Below are 13,859 nucleotides of genomic sequence, written 5' to 3' on the forward strand. Positions count from 1 at the left end.
TGCTTCACCGGACGCGGTCGGCGGAAAAGGAGCTCCGGTGACCCCCCTCCGTACCGCGTCGCGCTCGCTCACCCGGGCGCTCGTGCTGATCGGCGCCTTGCTCGTCGGCCTCGCGCCCGCGCTGCCCGCACATGCCGAGCCGACCCTCCCCGAGATCGAGTCGCAGATCGCCAAGGAGTGGAACCAGCTCGAGCCGCTGATCGAGGAATACAACAAGGTCCACGGCGAGCTGAAGAAGCTGCAGAAGAAGGCCGCCGCGCTCGACGCCAAGCTCCAGCCGCTGCGGATGACCGTCGAGGTGACCCGGACCCGGGTCGGCGTGATCGCCGCCGAGTACTACAAGGGCGGCCGTAACACCGAGGTCAACGCACTGCTGGCCAGCGGCTCGCCCCAGCAGTTCGCGGAGCAGCTGATGATCCTGCAGCAGATCGCCCACGGCAAGCAGGAGCAGATCTCGGCGACCTCGGAGGCCAAGGCCAAGTTCGACGTCGAGAAGGCCGCGCTGGACAAGGCCATCGCCGACCAGAAGGCCAAGGACGAGGAGATGGCCAAGAAGAAGCAGGCCATCGAGGCGGACATGAGCAAGCTGCAGGCGCTGCGCCTCAAGGCATACGGCAGCGGCGCGCCCGGCGGCAGCTACAAGATCGGCTCGCTGTGCCCGGCGACCGCCATCGGCGGCAAGGGCCAGACGGCGGCCACCTGGGCGTGCAAGCAGATCGGCAAGAGCTACGTCTACGGCGCCGACGGGCCGGATCACTTCGACTGCTCCGGCCTGACCCAGTGGGCCTGGGCCAAGGCGGGCGTGAGCCTCTCCCACTACACCAAGGCGCAGTGGGGCGAGGGCACCCGGGTCAGCACGCCGCAGACCGGCGACCTGGTGTTCTTCTACCCCAACGACGGGCTTCACCACGTCGGCATGTACGTCGGCACGGTGAACGGCAGGCGGGTCATGGTGCACGCACCGCACACCGGTGACGTGGTGCGCATGGCCTACATCGACACGATGCCGCTGGCCGGATACGTGCGCCCCAGCTGACCGACCCCGGACATGGAGAAGGGCTCCCCGCCGATCGCGGGGAGCCCTTCTCCATGTCACCGGCTCAGAAGCTGACCGCCGGCTTCAGCACGACGTCGGCCCGGAGCACGTAGGCGATGCGCTGGCCGAACTGGATCTGCACGTACTGCTGCCCGCCCCGGATGACGGTGCCGTCACCGGGGGCCGACCAGTCGAACGTGGTGGCGCGGTAGTACTCCCCGGCGAGCACCGGCCCGGCCGCATACCGCTGACCCGCCGCGATCGTGTACTGCGCCAGCGGGCTGACCGCCTGCACCGGCACGCCGGCCGGGTAGGCCGCCGCCTCCGGGTAGGCCCGGCCGAACACCGGGATGCTCGCCAGGCCCGGCTTGGGCTCGACCACGAACCCGACGTTCCACAGCGGTCCCGCGTCGGCGTTGCGGAACCAGGCCTTCTGGCCGAGGTACCAGATCGCGGTCCACTCCCCGGCCCGCTCGGCGACCGCGTACGTCTGGCCGGCCGAGGCCCGCGCGCAGTGGTCGCTGATCAGCATGGTGCTCGCCTTCGTGCCGCACCGGCCCGGGTCGCGGACCAGCGGGGCGGTCAGGTCGGGCGCGGTGCGCAGGATGACCGACGAGCTGGCGCGCAGCGGGCACGGGTTGCTCGCCGCGCCGGTGCAGCCGGTGAACGCCGGCTTGTTGGTGGCGAAGTCCGGGTTCATGGTGACCAGCCCGGCGTGGCCCGCCAACGGCTCCGGCAGCCCGCGGAACGGGGCCTTGAGCAGGTCGAAGTAGTGCGACCAGTCCCAGTACGGGCCCGGGTCCCAGTGCATGCCGGCGACCGTCGAGGTGATGGTGCCGGGCACGTTGTCGTGGCCGATGATGTGCTTGCGGTCCAGCGGGATGCCCAGCCGCAGCGCCAGGTGCCGCACCAGCTTCGCCGAGGTGCGGTAGAGCGCCTCGGTGTACCAGCCGCCCTGCGCCGCGAAGCCCTCGTGCTCCAGGCCGATGGACTTGGCGTTGACGTACCAGTTGCCCGCGTGCCAGCCGACGTCCTTGGCCTTGACGTGCTGGGCGATGTGCCCGTCGACCGAGCGCAGCGAGTAGTGCCAGCTGACGTACGTCGGGTCGGCGACCAGCTTGAGGGTGGTCGCCCAGCTGGCCTCGGTGTCGTGGATGACGATGTACTCGATGCGCTGCGCCTGCGGCCGGTTGCCCTTGTCGTGGTTGCCGTAGTCGCCGTCGCCGAACGCCTCGTACGGGGCGGGCAGCGACTCGCACGAGATGTCGATGGGGCACTCGATGCCGTCGGGCCGGGCCAGCTTGCGCAGGCCGAGCCGGATCAGCCAGTCCTTGACCGGGGTCACCGACCGGGCGTTCAGGCTCAGCGCGTGGCCCTCGTCGGTGGTGCGGGCGACGCCGTCGCGCAGCGTCGCGTACACCTCGTCGGCGAACGCCGCCGCGGCCTGCTCGGTGTCCGCGCCGGAGTAGCGCGCGACCGCGCCGTACCAGGCAGCCGGGTCGGTGTCCGCGCCCTTCGGCGCGCCCAGCGCCTGCTGGTACGAGGCCAGCAGCGCGGCTCCGCCGCGGATGTTGGCGACCGGGTCGGTGCGCAGCGTCTCGGCGGGCAGGCCGGTCAGCTCCGCCGCGGCCGGCAGCGTGTGCAGCGACGCCTCGGCCGGAGCCGGGGCGCCGTCGGGGTGGCCGACCGCTCGCGGGCGGCTGTCGTCGCCGCGGGCGTCCTCGGCGGGCACGGGGTCACCCGCGGCCTCCGGTTCGGCTGCGGGGGCCAGGGCGGCCAAGTAGGCCGCGTCGGTGAGGTGCATCGGGCCGTAGCCGCCCGAGGTGCTGGGCGCGCCTGCGTTGGCGTCCCAGCGGGACTCCAGATAGGAGACGCCCAGCAGCACGTCCGCGGGTACGCCGTACTCCTGGGCGGCGGCCTCGTAGTCGGCCTGCCGGGTAAGTGGCGATGCGGCCTGGGCGGCCACCGGCGAAACGCCGGCGCCGAGTCCCAGGCCCACCGCGGTGAGCAGCGCCAGCCGGCGCAGGGGGAATCGGGGTGACACGTACGGCTCCCTTCGACTGTCCGATGCGGTCACCCTGCCCTCGGCCGTACGGTTAGTCAATAGTTACCGATACGCGTTGCCAACATGAAACTATTCTTCAATGGCTGCGTGAGGCCGTGCCGGCTGCCGTTCTGGTAAATATGGGCAAATGGGATTCAAACGGTGGCCCGCGATCATCGCTGGACTGGTGCTGCTGGCCGTGGTCGTCACGGTCGCGGCGGTGTGGCTGTCCAGCGACGAGCCTGAGTCCCCCAGTGCCACGCCGCCCTCACCGCCGACCTCCCCGAGCCCCAGTGCCGCTGCTCCCAGCCCGTCCGCCCAGGTCACCCGCCAGGGCGTGGTGTTCGACTTCGCCGACGGTCTGGAGCGGGCCCGCGTGGTCGGCGCGGCAGCCGGGCCCCTGGCCGTGCGCGAGGAGAGCCAGACCGGCGGCGACGTCGCGCTCGTGCCGCGCGACGGCGACTTCGCGGTGCGCTTCCCCGGCCCCTGCAAGAAAGCCGACGAGAAGCAGTGCCCGCGAGCGATCCTCGACGCGGGCGCCGACGCGGCGCTCAACCCCCGCCTGCGGGCGTTCCGCTGGGGAGCCGCGGTGCTGATGGCCCCCGCCGAGACCAGCAAGGGCTCGAACGTGCTGCAGAAGGGCTACTCGCAGTTCGGCACGCAGTTCAAGCTGCAGGTGGACGGCATCGAGGGCAAGCCCTCCTGCGTCCTGGCCGGGCCGCAGCGCGGAAAGAACGTCATCCACGTGGCGCAGGCCGCGCGAGGCGTCGCCGACGGACGCTGGCACACCGTCGAGTGCGCGCGGGACGGGTCCGTGCTGCGCATCTCGGTGGACGGGGTGCCGCAGGGCACGGCCGCCGTGCCGGCCGAGCTGAGCGTCGAGAACGACGCTCCATTGCGGATCGGCGGCAAGGGTGTGGCCCCCGGCAACGACCAGTTCCACGGCACGGTCGACGACCTGTTCGTCGCGATCGGATAGAACGCCTGGTGACACGCGGCGGCATCGGCCGAATTGCGTTCTTGTAACGGTCTTGCCTAACGTGAATCCCCGTGTGTAGCCATAATCGGCCCCTCGACGCGGGGCTCCCCAGTGCACCACGCATACGCCGCGGCCTCATGACGGCCGCCGTCGTCCTCCTCGCCCTGCTCGCGCCAGCGGCGCAGGCCCACGCGGCCCCCACGCCGGCCGAGATCGAGAAACAGATCGACGAGCAGTGGGAAAAGCTCGAGCCGGTCATCGAAGAGCACAACGCCACCAAGCTCAAGTTGGCCAAGCAGCGTAAGAAGGCCGACGAGCTGGCCACGCAGCTCGCACCCCTGGAGCAGAAGGTGCAGGTCGCCCGGGCCCGCATCGGCGCGCTGGCCGACCAGCTCTACCGTGGCGGCACCCTGGCCCAGGTCAACGCCTTCCTGCGCAGCGGCGACGCCGGTGTCATGGCGCAGCGGCTGCTCGTGCTCGACCAGCTGGCGCACGACAAGAAGGAACGGATCGCGGACACGCTGGCCGCGAAGTCGGCATTGGACGCGGTGAAGCAGCCGCTGGACGAGACGATCGCGCAGCTCACCAAGATCGAGGCCGAGCAGGCCACCCGGTCCAAGGCCGTCGAGGCGGAGATCGCGAAGCTGAACAAGCTGCGCCTGCAGGCGTACGGCAGCGGCAGCGGCACCGGCGCGCTCGCCCCCGTCGCCTGCCCGACGGCGTATCCCGGCGGCCCCGCCGGCAAGGCGGTCCAGTTCGCCTGCCGCCAGATCGGCAAGATGTACGGCTGGGGCGACGCCGGCCCGAGCACCTTCGACTGCTCCGGCCTGACCATGGCCGCCTGGGCCCAGGCCGGTGTCTCCCTGCCGCACAACGCCAGGTCCCAGCGCGCCAACGTCAAGTCCGTCAGCCGCGCCGACCTCAAGCCCGGCGACCTCGTCTTCTACTACAGCGACCTGCACCACGTCGGCATGTACGCCGGCAACGGCTGGATCGTCCACGCCTCCCAGACCGGCAAACCCATCGCCATGCGCCGCATGGACGCGGCCCCCATCCACAGCTTCGGCCGCCCCGCCTGACCCACCCCGTCCCGCCCCCGCCCCCGCCCCCGGCGCAACTCTTAAGGAGTCGGCCTCCCCGAACAACTCCGAGGCCGCGAGTCTTCAAGAGTTGTGCCGGGTGGAGGGCGGGGTCAGGGGGTGGGGCGGAGCATGGGCGGGTGGAGGAGGCGGGCGGGGCCGCGGCGGAAGAGCTGGGCTGGGCGGCCGCGTTCGGCGGCGATGCTGCGGCCCACCGGCTCGACGAAGCCGGGTGTGCCGGTCACCTTGCGGTGGAAGTTGCGCGGGTCGAGCCGGGCGTCCCAGACCGTCTCGTAGACCTCGCGCAGCTCCGTGATGGTGAACTCGGGCGGGCAGAACGCCGTCGCCAGCGGGGAGTACTCCAGCTTGGCGCGGGCGCGCTCGACCCCGTCGGCCAGGATGCGCTCGTGATCGAAGGCCAGCTCCCCGACGGGTAGCGCCGCCCAGGCCGCGCCTTCGGCATCGCTGCCCGCGACCGGCGCGGGCAGGTGCGGCAGCAGCGCCAGGTAGGCCACGGTCACCACGCGCCCCCGCGGGTCCCGGCCGGGCGTGCCGTAGCTGGCCAGCTGCTCCAGGTGGCCCACCGGCGCGGTCAGCCCGGTCTCCTCCCGCAGCTCGCGTACGGCGGCCGCGTCGAGGTCCTCGTCGGGCAGCACGAAGCCGCCGGGCAGCGCCCAGGCCCCCCGGTAGGGCTCGATGCCCCGGCGCACCAGCAGGACCCGCAACTCGCTGCTCTGCACCGTCAGCACGACCAGGTCGGCTGTGACGGAGACGGAGCCGCCGGGACTGGAGAAGTCGGCCATCTGATTTATCACCACCTTGACGAGAATGTAGCACAGGGCTTATCGTCAGCATGACGAAAAAGGGACCGGGGAATCCTCCGAAGGAGAACGATCACGATGGCTGACGTGTCCAAGCGCTTCTTCCTGCGCCACCTGCGCAGCACGCCGACGAACTGGGTGCGCCACAGCGTGCGCGGCCGGGCCAAGCGGGAGGGCATCGGCCTGGCCTTCTGGTATCGGCCGCTGACCGCGGTGCTCAGCGAGGTGCCGGTCGACGACCGCGAGCTGCCGCTGCTGTTCCACGCCCGCACCAGCGACTTCACCGACGTCACCGTGCAGGCCACGGTCACCTACCGGGTGGCCGACCCGGCCGTCGCGGTCGGCCGGCTCGACTTCTCGATCGACCCGTACCAGGGCAAGGCCCGCGCCCGGCCGCTGGACCAGATCGCGACCCTGCTGGCCGAGCTGGCCCAGCAGCCCGCGCTCGACCTGCTCACCCGGCTGCCGCTGGCCGAGGCGCTGACCGAGGTCGCCGCGGTCCGCGAGGCGGTGTCGGCCGCGCTGGGCAACGAGCCGCGACTGTCCGATCTGGGGGTGCAGGTGGTCAGCGCCCGGGTGGTGGCGATCCGGCCCGAGCCCGAGCTGGAGCGCGCGCTGCAGACCCCGACCCGGGAGGCGGTGCAGGTCGAGGCCGACCGGGCCACCTTCGCCCGCCGCGCGCAGGCCGTCGAGCAGGAGCGCGGCATCGCGGAGAACGAGCTCCAGAACAAGATCGAGCTGGCCCGGCGCGAGCAGCAGCTCGTCGAGCAGAACGGCGCCAACACCCGCCGCAAGGCCGAACTCGTCGCCGCCGCGCAGCTCGTCGAGGCGCAGGGCCGCGCCGAGCGCGAGAAGCTGCTCAACGCCGCCGAGGCGGAGAAGGAGCAGCTGCTGGCCGAGGCGAAGGCGGCGGGCGTGCGCGCGCTCGGCGTCGCCCAGGGTGAGGCCGAGGCGGCCAAGCTCGCCGCCTACCGGGACCTGCCCCCCGAGGTGCTGCGCGGCCTGGCGCTGCGTGAGCTGGCCGGACAACTGCCGGAGATCGGCCAGCTCACGGTCACGCCCGACGTTGTCACCGGCCTGCTCTCGCGCTTCGGCGCGGGCTCGTCGGACCGCTGACCGGTGCGGCCGGGACAGGCGGAGCGGGCAGATGAACGAGCGGACTGAGCAGATCCCGCGGCGCGGCGGAGCGCTCCGATGAGCGCGACGCTCGCCCCGCGGGCGGTCGTGGTGTCCCGGCGCAGCGAGCTCGACGAGCTGCTGGGCCGGCACGGCACCCGGGCCGCGGCGGCGTACTTCCTGAAGGAACGGGGGAGGGAGATCGCCGAGGTCGAGGCGCGGCACGCCGCGCAGGAGGCGGCGCTGGCCACGGTCAGCGCCGCCCTGCCGGCGGACTGGCGGCGGGGGCAGGTGCACCGCGACGACCTGTCCCGGTTCCTGTTCGCGGCGGAGGACATCGTGGTCACCGTCGGGCAGGACGGCCTGGTCGCGAACGTGGCGAAGTATCTCGCCGGGCAGCCGGTGCTGGGGGTCAACCCCGAGCCCGACCGCAATCCCGGGGTGCTGGCCAGGTTCGCCGCCCGCGACCTGGCGGACCTGCTGCCGGCGGTGCTCGCCGGGCGCGCGCCCACCCAGTCGCGCGCGATGGCCGTGGCCACCCTCGACGACGGTCAGCAGCTCGCCGGTCTCAACGAGATCTACATCGGCCACCAGACCCACCAGTCGTCGCGATACGTCATCGCCACGCCGCAGGGGGAGCAGGAGCGGCACTCGTCGTCCGGCGTGCTGGTCGGCACGGGCACGGGCGCCACCGGCTGGTGCGGCTCGGTCGCGCTGATGCGGGACCTGGCCGGCACCCTGCCCGGCCCGGACGCCTCCGAGCTGTGCTGGTTCGTCCGCGAGGCCTGGCCCTCGCCGGCCACCGGCGCGGGCCTCACCGCCGGCCGCGTCGGCTCGGGCCAGCGCCTCACGCTGACCAGCGAGAGCGAGCGCCTGGTCGCCTTCGCCGACGGCGTCGAGGCCGACCACCTGGTGCTGGCCTGGGGGCAGCGCATCAGCATCGCCACCGGCACCCGCCAGCTGACCCTCGTCGTCCCCTGACAAAGCCGTCTGAAGTGCCGCGATGCGGTGAGTCGCCTCACAAAACCGTACGACCGATCGGTCTTCTTAATAGTCTGGCACCATGACCGGAACGGACGGGCGGCTGGCCCGCGGCGAGCGCACCCGCACCGCGGTGCTCGACGCCGCCGTGGCGCTGGCCAGCGAAGCCGGGCTCGACGGCCTGTCCCTCGGCCAGCTCGCCGAACGGCTGCACGTCAGCAAGTCCGGGCTCTTCGCGCACTGGTCCTCCAAGGAGGAGTTGCAGCTCGCCGCGATCGAGCACGCCCGCGACCAGTGGGCCCGCCGTGTCGTCGGCCCGGCCTTCGACCGGCCCCGCGGGGTGCGCCGGCTGTTCGCGCTGCACGAGTCCCGCCTGGCCTTCTACAGCGAGCGGGCGCTGCCCGGCGGCTGCTTCTTCGCCATCGCCGAGTTCGAGTCCACCGGCCGCACCGGCACGGTGCCGGACCGGCTCGCGATGGTCCTCGCGGAGTGGATCACGCTGCTGGAGCGCCTGGTCACCGAGGCCGTGGAGCTGGGCGAGCTGCCGCCCGACACGGTGCCCCGGCGGCTGGCCTTCGAGGTCGACGCGGCCGGGGTCGCGGCGCTGCTGCACTCGCGCCTGCTGGCGCGCAGCCTCGACGACGCCCGCCAGGCCGTGCTCGCCCGCCTGCGCGGCCTCGCCACCGACCCCGACCTGCTACCGCACCACTGAAAGGCCCGAGATGACCACCGCCACGCTCGACACCACCACCGGCACGGTCCGCCGGGCCGTCGTCCACATCGACGATCTGGACATCGTCGGCATCATGCACAACGCCCGCTACGCCCTGGTCCTGGAGCGGGCCATGTCGGAGTTCTGGGCCGAGCACGGCTACGGGTTCCAGGACGGGGTGCCGAGCAGCCCCGACATGATCGCCGCGGTGCGCGAGTTCACCATCACCTACCACGCGCCCGTACGCGGCACCGGCCCGATCCTGGTCCAGTTCTGGCTGGACAGCATGGGCGAGACCAGCGCCGTCTACGGCTTCCGCTTCCTGTCCGAGGACGGCGCGACGGTCTTCGCCGACGGTCGCCGGGTCATGGTCAAGATGGACCGCACCGGCCGGCCCGCGCCGTGGACAGCGCAGGGCCGCGAGATCGCGGGCAGCCTGCTGCGCTGAGTTTCGGATAGGGGTGACGCGGGCGGTCCCCTTGCTGCGATCATTGCCGCGTGCGCCTCCCCTCGGCTGTACCCGGGCTGCTCGCTGCAGTCCTCCTGCTCGCCGCATGCGGTGCAGAAACGGACGAACCGGCCTTCGTGGCCGCATCCACCAGCAGCGCGGCTCCGCCGACCACGGCCGCCCCGCCGGTGACGCCGAGCCCGTCGGCGTCACCGACCGCACCGCCAGGCAAGCCCGGCCAGACCAAGCCCGGCCTGCTGCCGCCGGTGGTCGACCACGGACCGCGCACGGGCAATCTGGTCGCGCTCACCTTCGACGCGGACATGACCGACCGCATGCTGGCGCAGCTCGACAAGGGCAGCGTCACGTCGTACGCGAACGTCCGGATCATCGAGATGCTGGAGCGCGACCAGGTCCCGGCCACGTTCTTCCTGACGGGCAAGTGGGTGCAGCGCTACCCCGAGCTGACCGCGCGCCTCGCCGGCAACCCGCGCTTCGAGCTGGCCAACCACACCTTCGGCCACCAGGCCTTCACCGCCGGGTGCTACGACCTGCCGCGCATCCCGTCGGCCGCGATGACCGAGGACGTCGCGAAGACCTTCAAGATCATTGAGCGGTACGGCGGACGCCAGACCCGCTACTTCCGCTTTCCCGGCCTGTGCCACGACCGGGCGGCGCTGCGCGCCATGTCCCCGCTGGGCCTGACCGTCGTCGACGGTGACGTCGTCAGCGGCGACCCGTTCGCCACCAGCTGGAAGCCGATCGTCAACGCGGTGCTCAAGAAGGTCAAGCCCGGCTCCGTGATAATCCTGCACGTCACCGAGGCCAACGCCCGCTTCACCGACGAGGCCCTGCCGCACATCCTGCGTGGGCTGGCCGAGCGGGGACTCCAGCCGGCGACGCTGTCCGAGGTGCTGGCAGGCTGAACCGCTGCCCCCACGAATCCGGCCGGGCCACGTAGCCTCGCCGCATGGGGGCGTCGAGATGGGCGCGACGGTGCGCGGGTGTCCTGGTCGGACTGTGTCCGGCCCTGATGGCGTTGCTGGTGGGCCGATCGCAGTTCGGCAACTGCGCGCAGGCGTGGTACATGAGCGCCGCCTTCCTCGGCGTCGTGCCGTGGTGCATCGTCTTCCTGGGCAGCGTGTCCACGCTCTTCGAGACCGACTCGGCGAAGTCGCGTGACTTCGCGATCGGCGGGATCGTCGGCGCGCTCGCCCTGGCGGCCGCGTTCGCCACCGGCTTCGCCACCGATGCCGCCCCGCCCGGCGTGCACACCACCAGCCACTGCATGGTCGGCCCGAAACCGGCCAAGCCCGCGACGGTGCCTGATCCACCGGTGCGGTGGTCCGCAGGCTGAGCCCGGCCCAGCGGACCGGGCGACCGCGCTTTCCTCGTAGGCTGACTACCTGACGGACAGGAGGCTGAGGTGGACGGGACGACGGTGGACGGGACGACGGTGGCCGAGGTGATGGCCGAGCTGGCCGCGCTCGACGATCCGAAGATCCGCGAGGTCAACGCCAGACACGGCGACGACCACGGGGTGAACCTCGGCAAGCTGCGCGAGCTCGCGAAGCCCCTGAAGACGCAGCAGGACCTCGCCCAGCGGCTCTGGGCCACCGGCGACAGCGCGGCGCGCCTGATGGCGCTCCTGATCTGCCGGCCGAAGGCGTTCGGGCGCGACGAGCTGGACGCCATGCTGCGCGAGGCGGGCACCCCCAAGGTGCACGACTGGCTCGTCAACTACGTGGTGAAGAAGAACCCGCACGCCGAGCAGCTGCGCCTGGCCTGGTTCGCCGACCCGGACCCGGTGGTCGCGAGCGCCGGCTGGGCACTGACCACCGAACGTGTCGCGAAGAAGCCGGCGGGCCTCGACCTCCCCGGGCTGCTCGACGTGATCGAGGCGGAGATGAAGGGCGCCCCGGACCGCCTGCAGTGGGCGATGAACCACTGCCTGGCGCAGATCGGGATCGACCACGCCGAGCACCGTGCCCGTGCCATCGACATCGGTGAGCGCCTGGAAGTGCTCAAGGACTACCCGACGCCGCCGAACTGCACGTCCCCGTTCGCGCCCATCTGGATCACCGAGCTGGTGCGCCGGCAGCAGGAGAAGTAGCAGGCCGCGGCCTATCCGCGGGCTGAGCCCGCCTCGCCGGTGCCGTCCGGGCTCGTGGGTTTCGTATAGAGGATCTCCCGGACCTGCTCCGCGGCGCGGAAGATGCTCTCGCTGATGAAGTCGCTGAAGCGGGCGATGTTCTCCAGGCGGACGGTGGCCGGGCTGCCGGGGCCGAGGACGTCGACGCCCTTGCGGGCGGTCTCGGCGACCTGGGCGATGCCGCGGGCGCTGGCGATCGTCGACTGGTACCAGACGTCGTCGTCGACGAAGTAGCGCTCGCGGCGGCGCTCGTCGCGCTGCCGGCGGATGAGGCCCTGCTCTTCGAGGAACGCGATCGCCTTGGACACCGACGCCGGGCTGACCTGCAGGTGCTGGACGAGTTCGGACGCGGTGAGGCTGCCCGCGTCGGCGATGAACAGGCAGGTCAGCACCCGGGCCATCATCTTGGGCAGGCCCTGGTGCATCAGCAGGGTGGTGAACGCCTCCTCGTACTCGCGCACGGCCTCGGGGTCGCGCCCATGGCCCTGCGCGACCGCGCCCTGTCCGCGGGGCAGGGTGGCCCTGCGCCGGTGAGCGCGCCGCTCGGTGGCCCGGTGGGCCAGGTCGGCACGGTAGGCGGTAGGGCCGCCGTTGCGCATCACCTCGCGCGTGATCGTCGACGTGGGCCGGTCGAGACGCCGGGCGACCTCCGCGTAGGCGAGGCCGTCGGCCAGTCCCAGCGCGATCTGCTGACGTTCCTGCTGGGTGAGTCTGCCTCCCGGCAACGTGATCCCCTTCCGTGCTTCCTGGTGCGGCCATCGTAGCGTTCGGTCGTAGTCCAATGCAACGTTCATGACTGTTGCATTGCGTTAGCTTCAGGCCTGTTGCAACGATTTCTCGCCGTTTACCTGCGATGACAGTGCATACGCGCAACGAACTTGTTGCGAGATATTCGAACGCAACGTAGCGTTTCGCACATCAGAAACAACCGCCAAGCGCTGGAGTACACGATGCAGAAGTTCGACACCCTCGCCACGATCTCCGCCGTCCTGGACATCCCCGCCGGGCGCATCCAGTTCATCGCCGCCGACCGGTCCGACACCGTCGTCGAGGTCCTGCCGGCCAGCGCCGCCAAGAGCCGCGACGTGAAGGCGGCCGAGCTGACCACGGTCACCTTCGACGACGGCGTCCTGCGGATCACGGCCCCGGCGGAGAAGAACCAGATCCTCGGCCAGTCCGGATCCGTCGAGGTGACGGTTCGACTGCCCGCCGGATCCCGCGTCGAGACGAAGGCCTCCGCCGTCGAGTTCCGGGGCGTCGGGCGGCTCGGCGACGTCACCTGCGAAGGCGCGGTCGGCGCAGTCAAGATCGACGAGGCCGCGAGCGTGCGCGTCACCGCCCACGCCGGCGACATCACCGTCGGCCGCCTCACCGGCCCGGCGGACATCAGCACCCAGAAGGGCGACATCACCATCGCCGAGGCCGGCTCCGGCACGGTCGTGCTGCGCACCCGCACGGGCGACGTGACGGTCGGCGCCGCCGCCGGAGTCTCCGCCTCCCTGGACGCCGGCACCAGCTACGGCCGGATCCACAACGCGCTGAGCAACACCGACGGCGCGCCCCGCCTGACCATCCACGCGACCACCGACCACGGCGACATCACCGCCCGCAGCCTGTGAAGAAGGAGCCACCCGTCATGAACAGCAACTCCTCGACCGATACGAAGTGGACCGGCATGGTGCCGGTCGACGACACGGCCCTGGCCGTCACCGACACCGGCGGAACCGGCGTCCCCGTCCTCTACCTCAACGGCCAGTTCGCCACCCAGGGGTACTGGCGGCGGGTCATCGCCGAACTCGGGCCCGGATGGCGGCACATCACCTACGACGAGCGGGCCCGCGGCCGCAAGTCGCAGCGCTCGGCGGACTACTCCTTCGAGGCCGCCGTCCGCGACGTCGACGCTGTGCTCGCGGCCCGGGGCGTGCAGCGGGCGCTGCTGGTGGGCTGGTCCTACGGGGCGTTCGTCGGGGCGCACTGGGCCAGCCGGAATCCGGAGCGCACCATGGGCGCGGTCCTGGTCGACGGCGCATTCCCGTACGACTGGCTCGACGAGGCCATGGAGCAGCGGATCCGCACGATGTTCCGGCGGATGGGCTGGTTCACGCCGCTGCTGCGCCCGACCGGCCTGATCCCGCGGATGACCGCCGACCAGCAGGCCGACAGCAACATCGAGATCGGCCGGATCTCCCGCGAGCGGGAGCTGGGCCCGGTGCTGGACGCCATCACCGGCCCGACCCGGTACGTGGTCGCCTCGGGAACGTCCCTGGGCAGCCGCGGTGACGAGCAGGAACGGATCCGCGCCGGCCTCGACGCGGTGGTCGCCCGCAACCAGCACATCGGGATCAGTGCGAAGGTCGCCAGCAACCACGGGGCGATCCTGCGCAAGGACTTCCGTGCCATCGCGGACGCCGTACGAGAGGTCGCCACCCTCGACCAGCACTGAAGCCCTGACCTGCGGACCGGCGATCGATAGTCGAAAAGGCCTGGCCGA

The 13,859-nt window shown here is 71.8% G+C and carries 15 protein-coding genes; 12 read left to right on the plus strand and 3 right to left on the minus strand.

Annotated features, from left to right (window positions below; translation table 11 throughout):
- Positions 1-37 precede the first annotated feature (37 nt).
- Positions 38-1,036, plus strand: a complete 999-nt coding sequence (locus HAV39_RS08465) for a C40 family peptidase (RefSeq protein WP_191838594.1) — start codon at positions 38-40, stop codon at positions 1,034-1,036.
- A 64-nt stretch (positions 1,037-1,100) separates the two neighbouring features.
- On the opposite strand, the gene HAV39_RS08470 is transcribed toward HAV39_RS08465, so the two are convergent.
- Entirely contained in the window at positions 1,101-3,080 is a 1,980-nt protein-coding gene (locus HAV39_RS08470; RefSeq protein WP_191838595.1) for an N-acetylmuramoyl-L-alanine amidase, read from the minus strand.
- A 148-nt stretch (positions 3,081-3,228) separates the two neighbouring features.
- On the opposite strand from HAV39_RS08470, the gene HAV39_RS08475 reads away from it, so the two are divergent.
- Together HAV39_RS08475 and HAV39_RS08480 are read left to right on the plus strand one after the other, a co-directional pair.
- Entirely contained in the window at positions 3,229-4,059 is an 831-nt protein-coding gene (locus tag HAV39_RS08475; RefSeq protein ID WP_191838596.1) for a LamG-like jellyroll fold domain-containing protein, read from the plus strand.
- A 137-nt stretch (positions 4,060-4,196) separates the two neighbouring features.
- On the plus strand, positions 4,197-5,138 hold the full coding sequence (locus tag HAV39_RS08480; RefSeq protein ID WP_191838597.1) for a C40 family peptidase: 942 nt from the start codon (positions 4,197-4,199) through the stop codon (positions 5,136-5,138).
- Positions 5,139-5,251: 113 nt separating this feature from the next.
- Here the strand turns inward: HAV39_RS08480 and HAV39_RS08485 are convergent, their stop codons facing one another.
- The gene (locus tag HAV39_RS08485) at positions 5,252-5,941 is read right to left on the minus strand and encodes an NUDIX hydrolase (protein WP_191838598.1); all 690 of its coding nucleotides are present in this window, start codon (positions 5,939-5,941) and stop codon (positions 5,252-5,254) included.
- 96 nt (positions 5,942-6,037) lie between these two features.
- Between HAV39_RS08485 and HAV39_RS08490 the strand changes: the two genes are divergently transcribed.
- The 7 genes from HAV39_RS08490 to HAV39_RS08520 all read left to right on the plus strand — a co-directional run bounded on the left by HAV39_RS08490 (position 6,038) and on the right by HAV39_RS08520 (position 11,329).
- Positions 6,038-7,075 (plus strand): SPFH domain-containing protein, encoded by a 1,038-nt coding sequence (locus tag HAV39_RS08490; protein ID WP_191838599.1) that lies wholly within the window; start codon positions 6,038-6,040, stop codon positions 7,073-7,075.
- A gap of 78 nt (positions 7,076-7,153) precedes the next feature.
- Positions 7,154-8,056, plus strand: coding sequence for a diacylglycerol kinase catalytic domain-containing protein (locus HAV39_RS08495; RefSeq protein ID WP_191838600.1), 903 nt, complete (start codon positions 7,154-7,156; stop codon positions 8,054-8,056).
- 82 nt (positions 8,057-8,138) lie between these two features.
- On the plus strand, positions 8,139-8,768 hold the full coding sequence (locus HAV39_RS08500; RefSeq protein ID WP_191838601.1) for a TetR/AcrR family transcriptional regulator: 630 nt from the start codon (positions 8,139-8,141) through the stop codon (positions 8,766-8,768).
- A 10-nt stretch (positions 8,769-8,778) separates the two neighbouring features.
- Positions 8,779-9,216, plus strand: coding sequence for an acyl-CoA thioesterase (locus HAV39_RS08505; protein ID WP_191838602.1), 438 nt, complete (start codon positions 8,779-8,781; stop codon positions 9,214-9,216).
- 50 nt (positions 9,217-9,266) lie between these two features.
- Positions 9,267-10,142 carry a polysaccharide deacetylase family protein gene (locus HAV39_RS08510; RefSeq protein WP_239120960.1) on the plus strand — a complete coding sequence of 292 codons (876 nt, stop codon included), beginning with the start codon at positions 9,267-9,269 and terminating at the stop codon, positions 10,140-10,142.
- A 44-nt stretch (positions 10,143-10,186) separates the two neighbouring features.
- Complete coding sequence (locus HAV39_RS08515; protein WP_191838603.1) at positions 10,187-10,573, plus strand: hypothetical protein; 387 nt, start codon at positions 10,187-10,189, stop codon at positions 10,571-10,573.
- A gap of 111 nt (positions 10,574-10,684) precedes the next feature.
- The gene (locus tag HAV39_RS08520) at positions 10,685-11,329 is read left to right on the plus strand and encodes a DNA alkylation repair protein (RefSeq protein WP_191838751.1); all 645 of its coding nucleotides are present in this window, start codon (positions 10,685-10,687) and stop codon (positions 11,327-11,329) included.
- 11 nt (positions 11,330-11,340) lie between these two features.
- Here HAV39_RS08520 and HAV39_RS08525 read toward each other — a convergent pair whose 3' ends face one another.
- Complete coding sequence (locus HAV39_RS08525; protein WP_191838604.1) at positions 11,341-12,093, minus strand: GbsR/MarR family transcriptional regulator; 753 nt, start codon at positions 12,091-12,093, stop codon at positions 11,341-11,343.
- Between the two features lie 225 nt (positions 12,094-12,318).
- On the opposite strand from HAV39_RS08525, the gene HAV39_RS08530 reads away from it, so the two are divergent.
- Both HAV39_RS08530 and HAV39_RS08535 read left to right on the plus strand, forming a co-directional pair.
- Positions 12,319-12,987 (plus strand): DUF4097 family beta strand repeat-containing protein, encoded by a 669-nt coding sequence (locus tag HAV39_RS08530; protein WP_191838605.1) that lies wholly within the window; start codon positions 12,319-12,321, stop codon positions 12,985-12,987.
- 17 nt (positions 12,988-13,004) lie between these two features.
- Positions 13,005-13,811 (plus strand): alpha/beta fold hydrolase, encoded by an 807-nt coding sequence (locus tag HAV39_RS08535; RefSeq protein WP_191838606.1) that lies wholly within the window; start codon positions 13,005-13,007, stop codon positions 13,809-13,811.
- The last annotated feature ends 48 nt before the right edge of the window (positions 13,812-13,859 follow it).

The sequence above is a fragment of the Catellatospora chokoriensis genome (assembly GCF_011297315.1).
Taxonomy (GTDB): Bacteria; Actinomycetota; Actinomycetes; order Mycobacteriales; family Micromonosporaceae; genus Catellatospora; species Catellatospora citrea.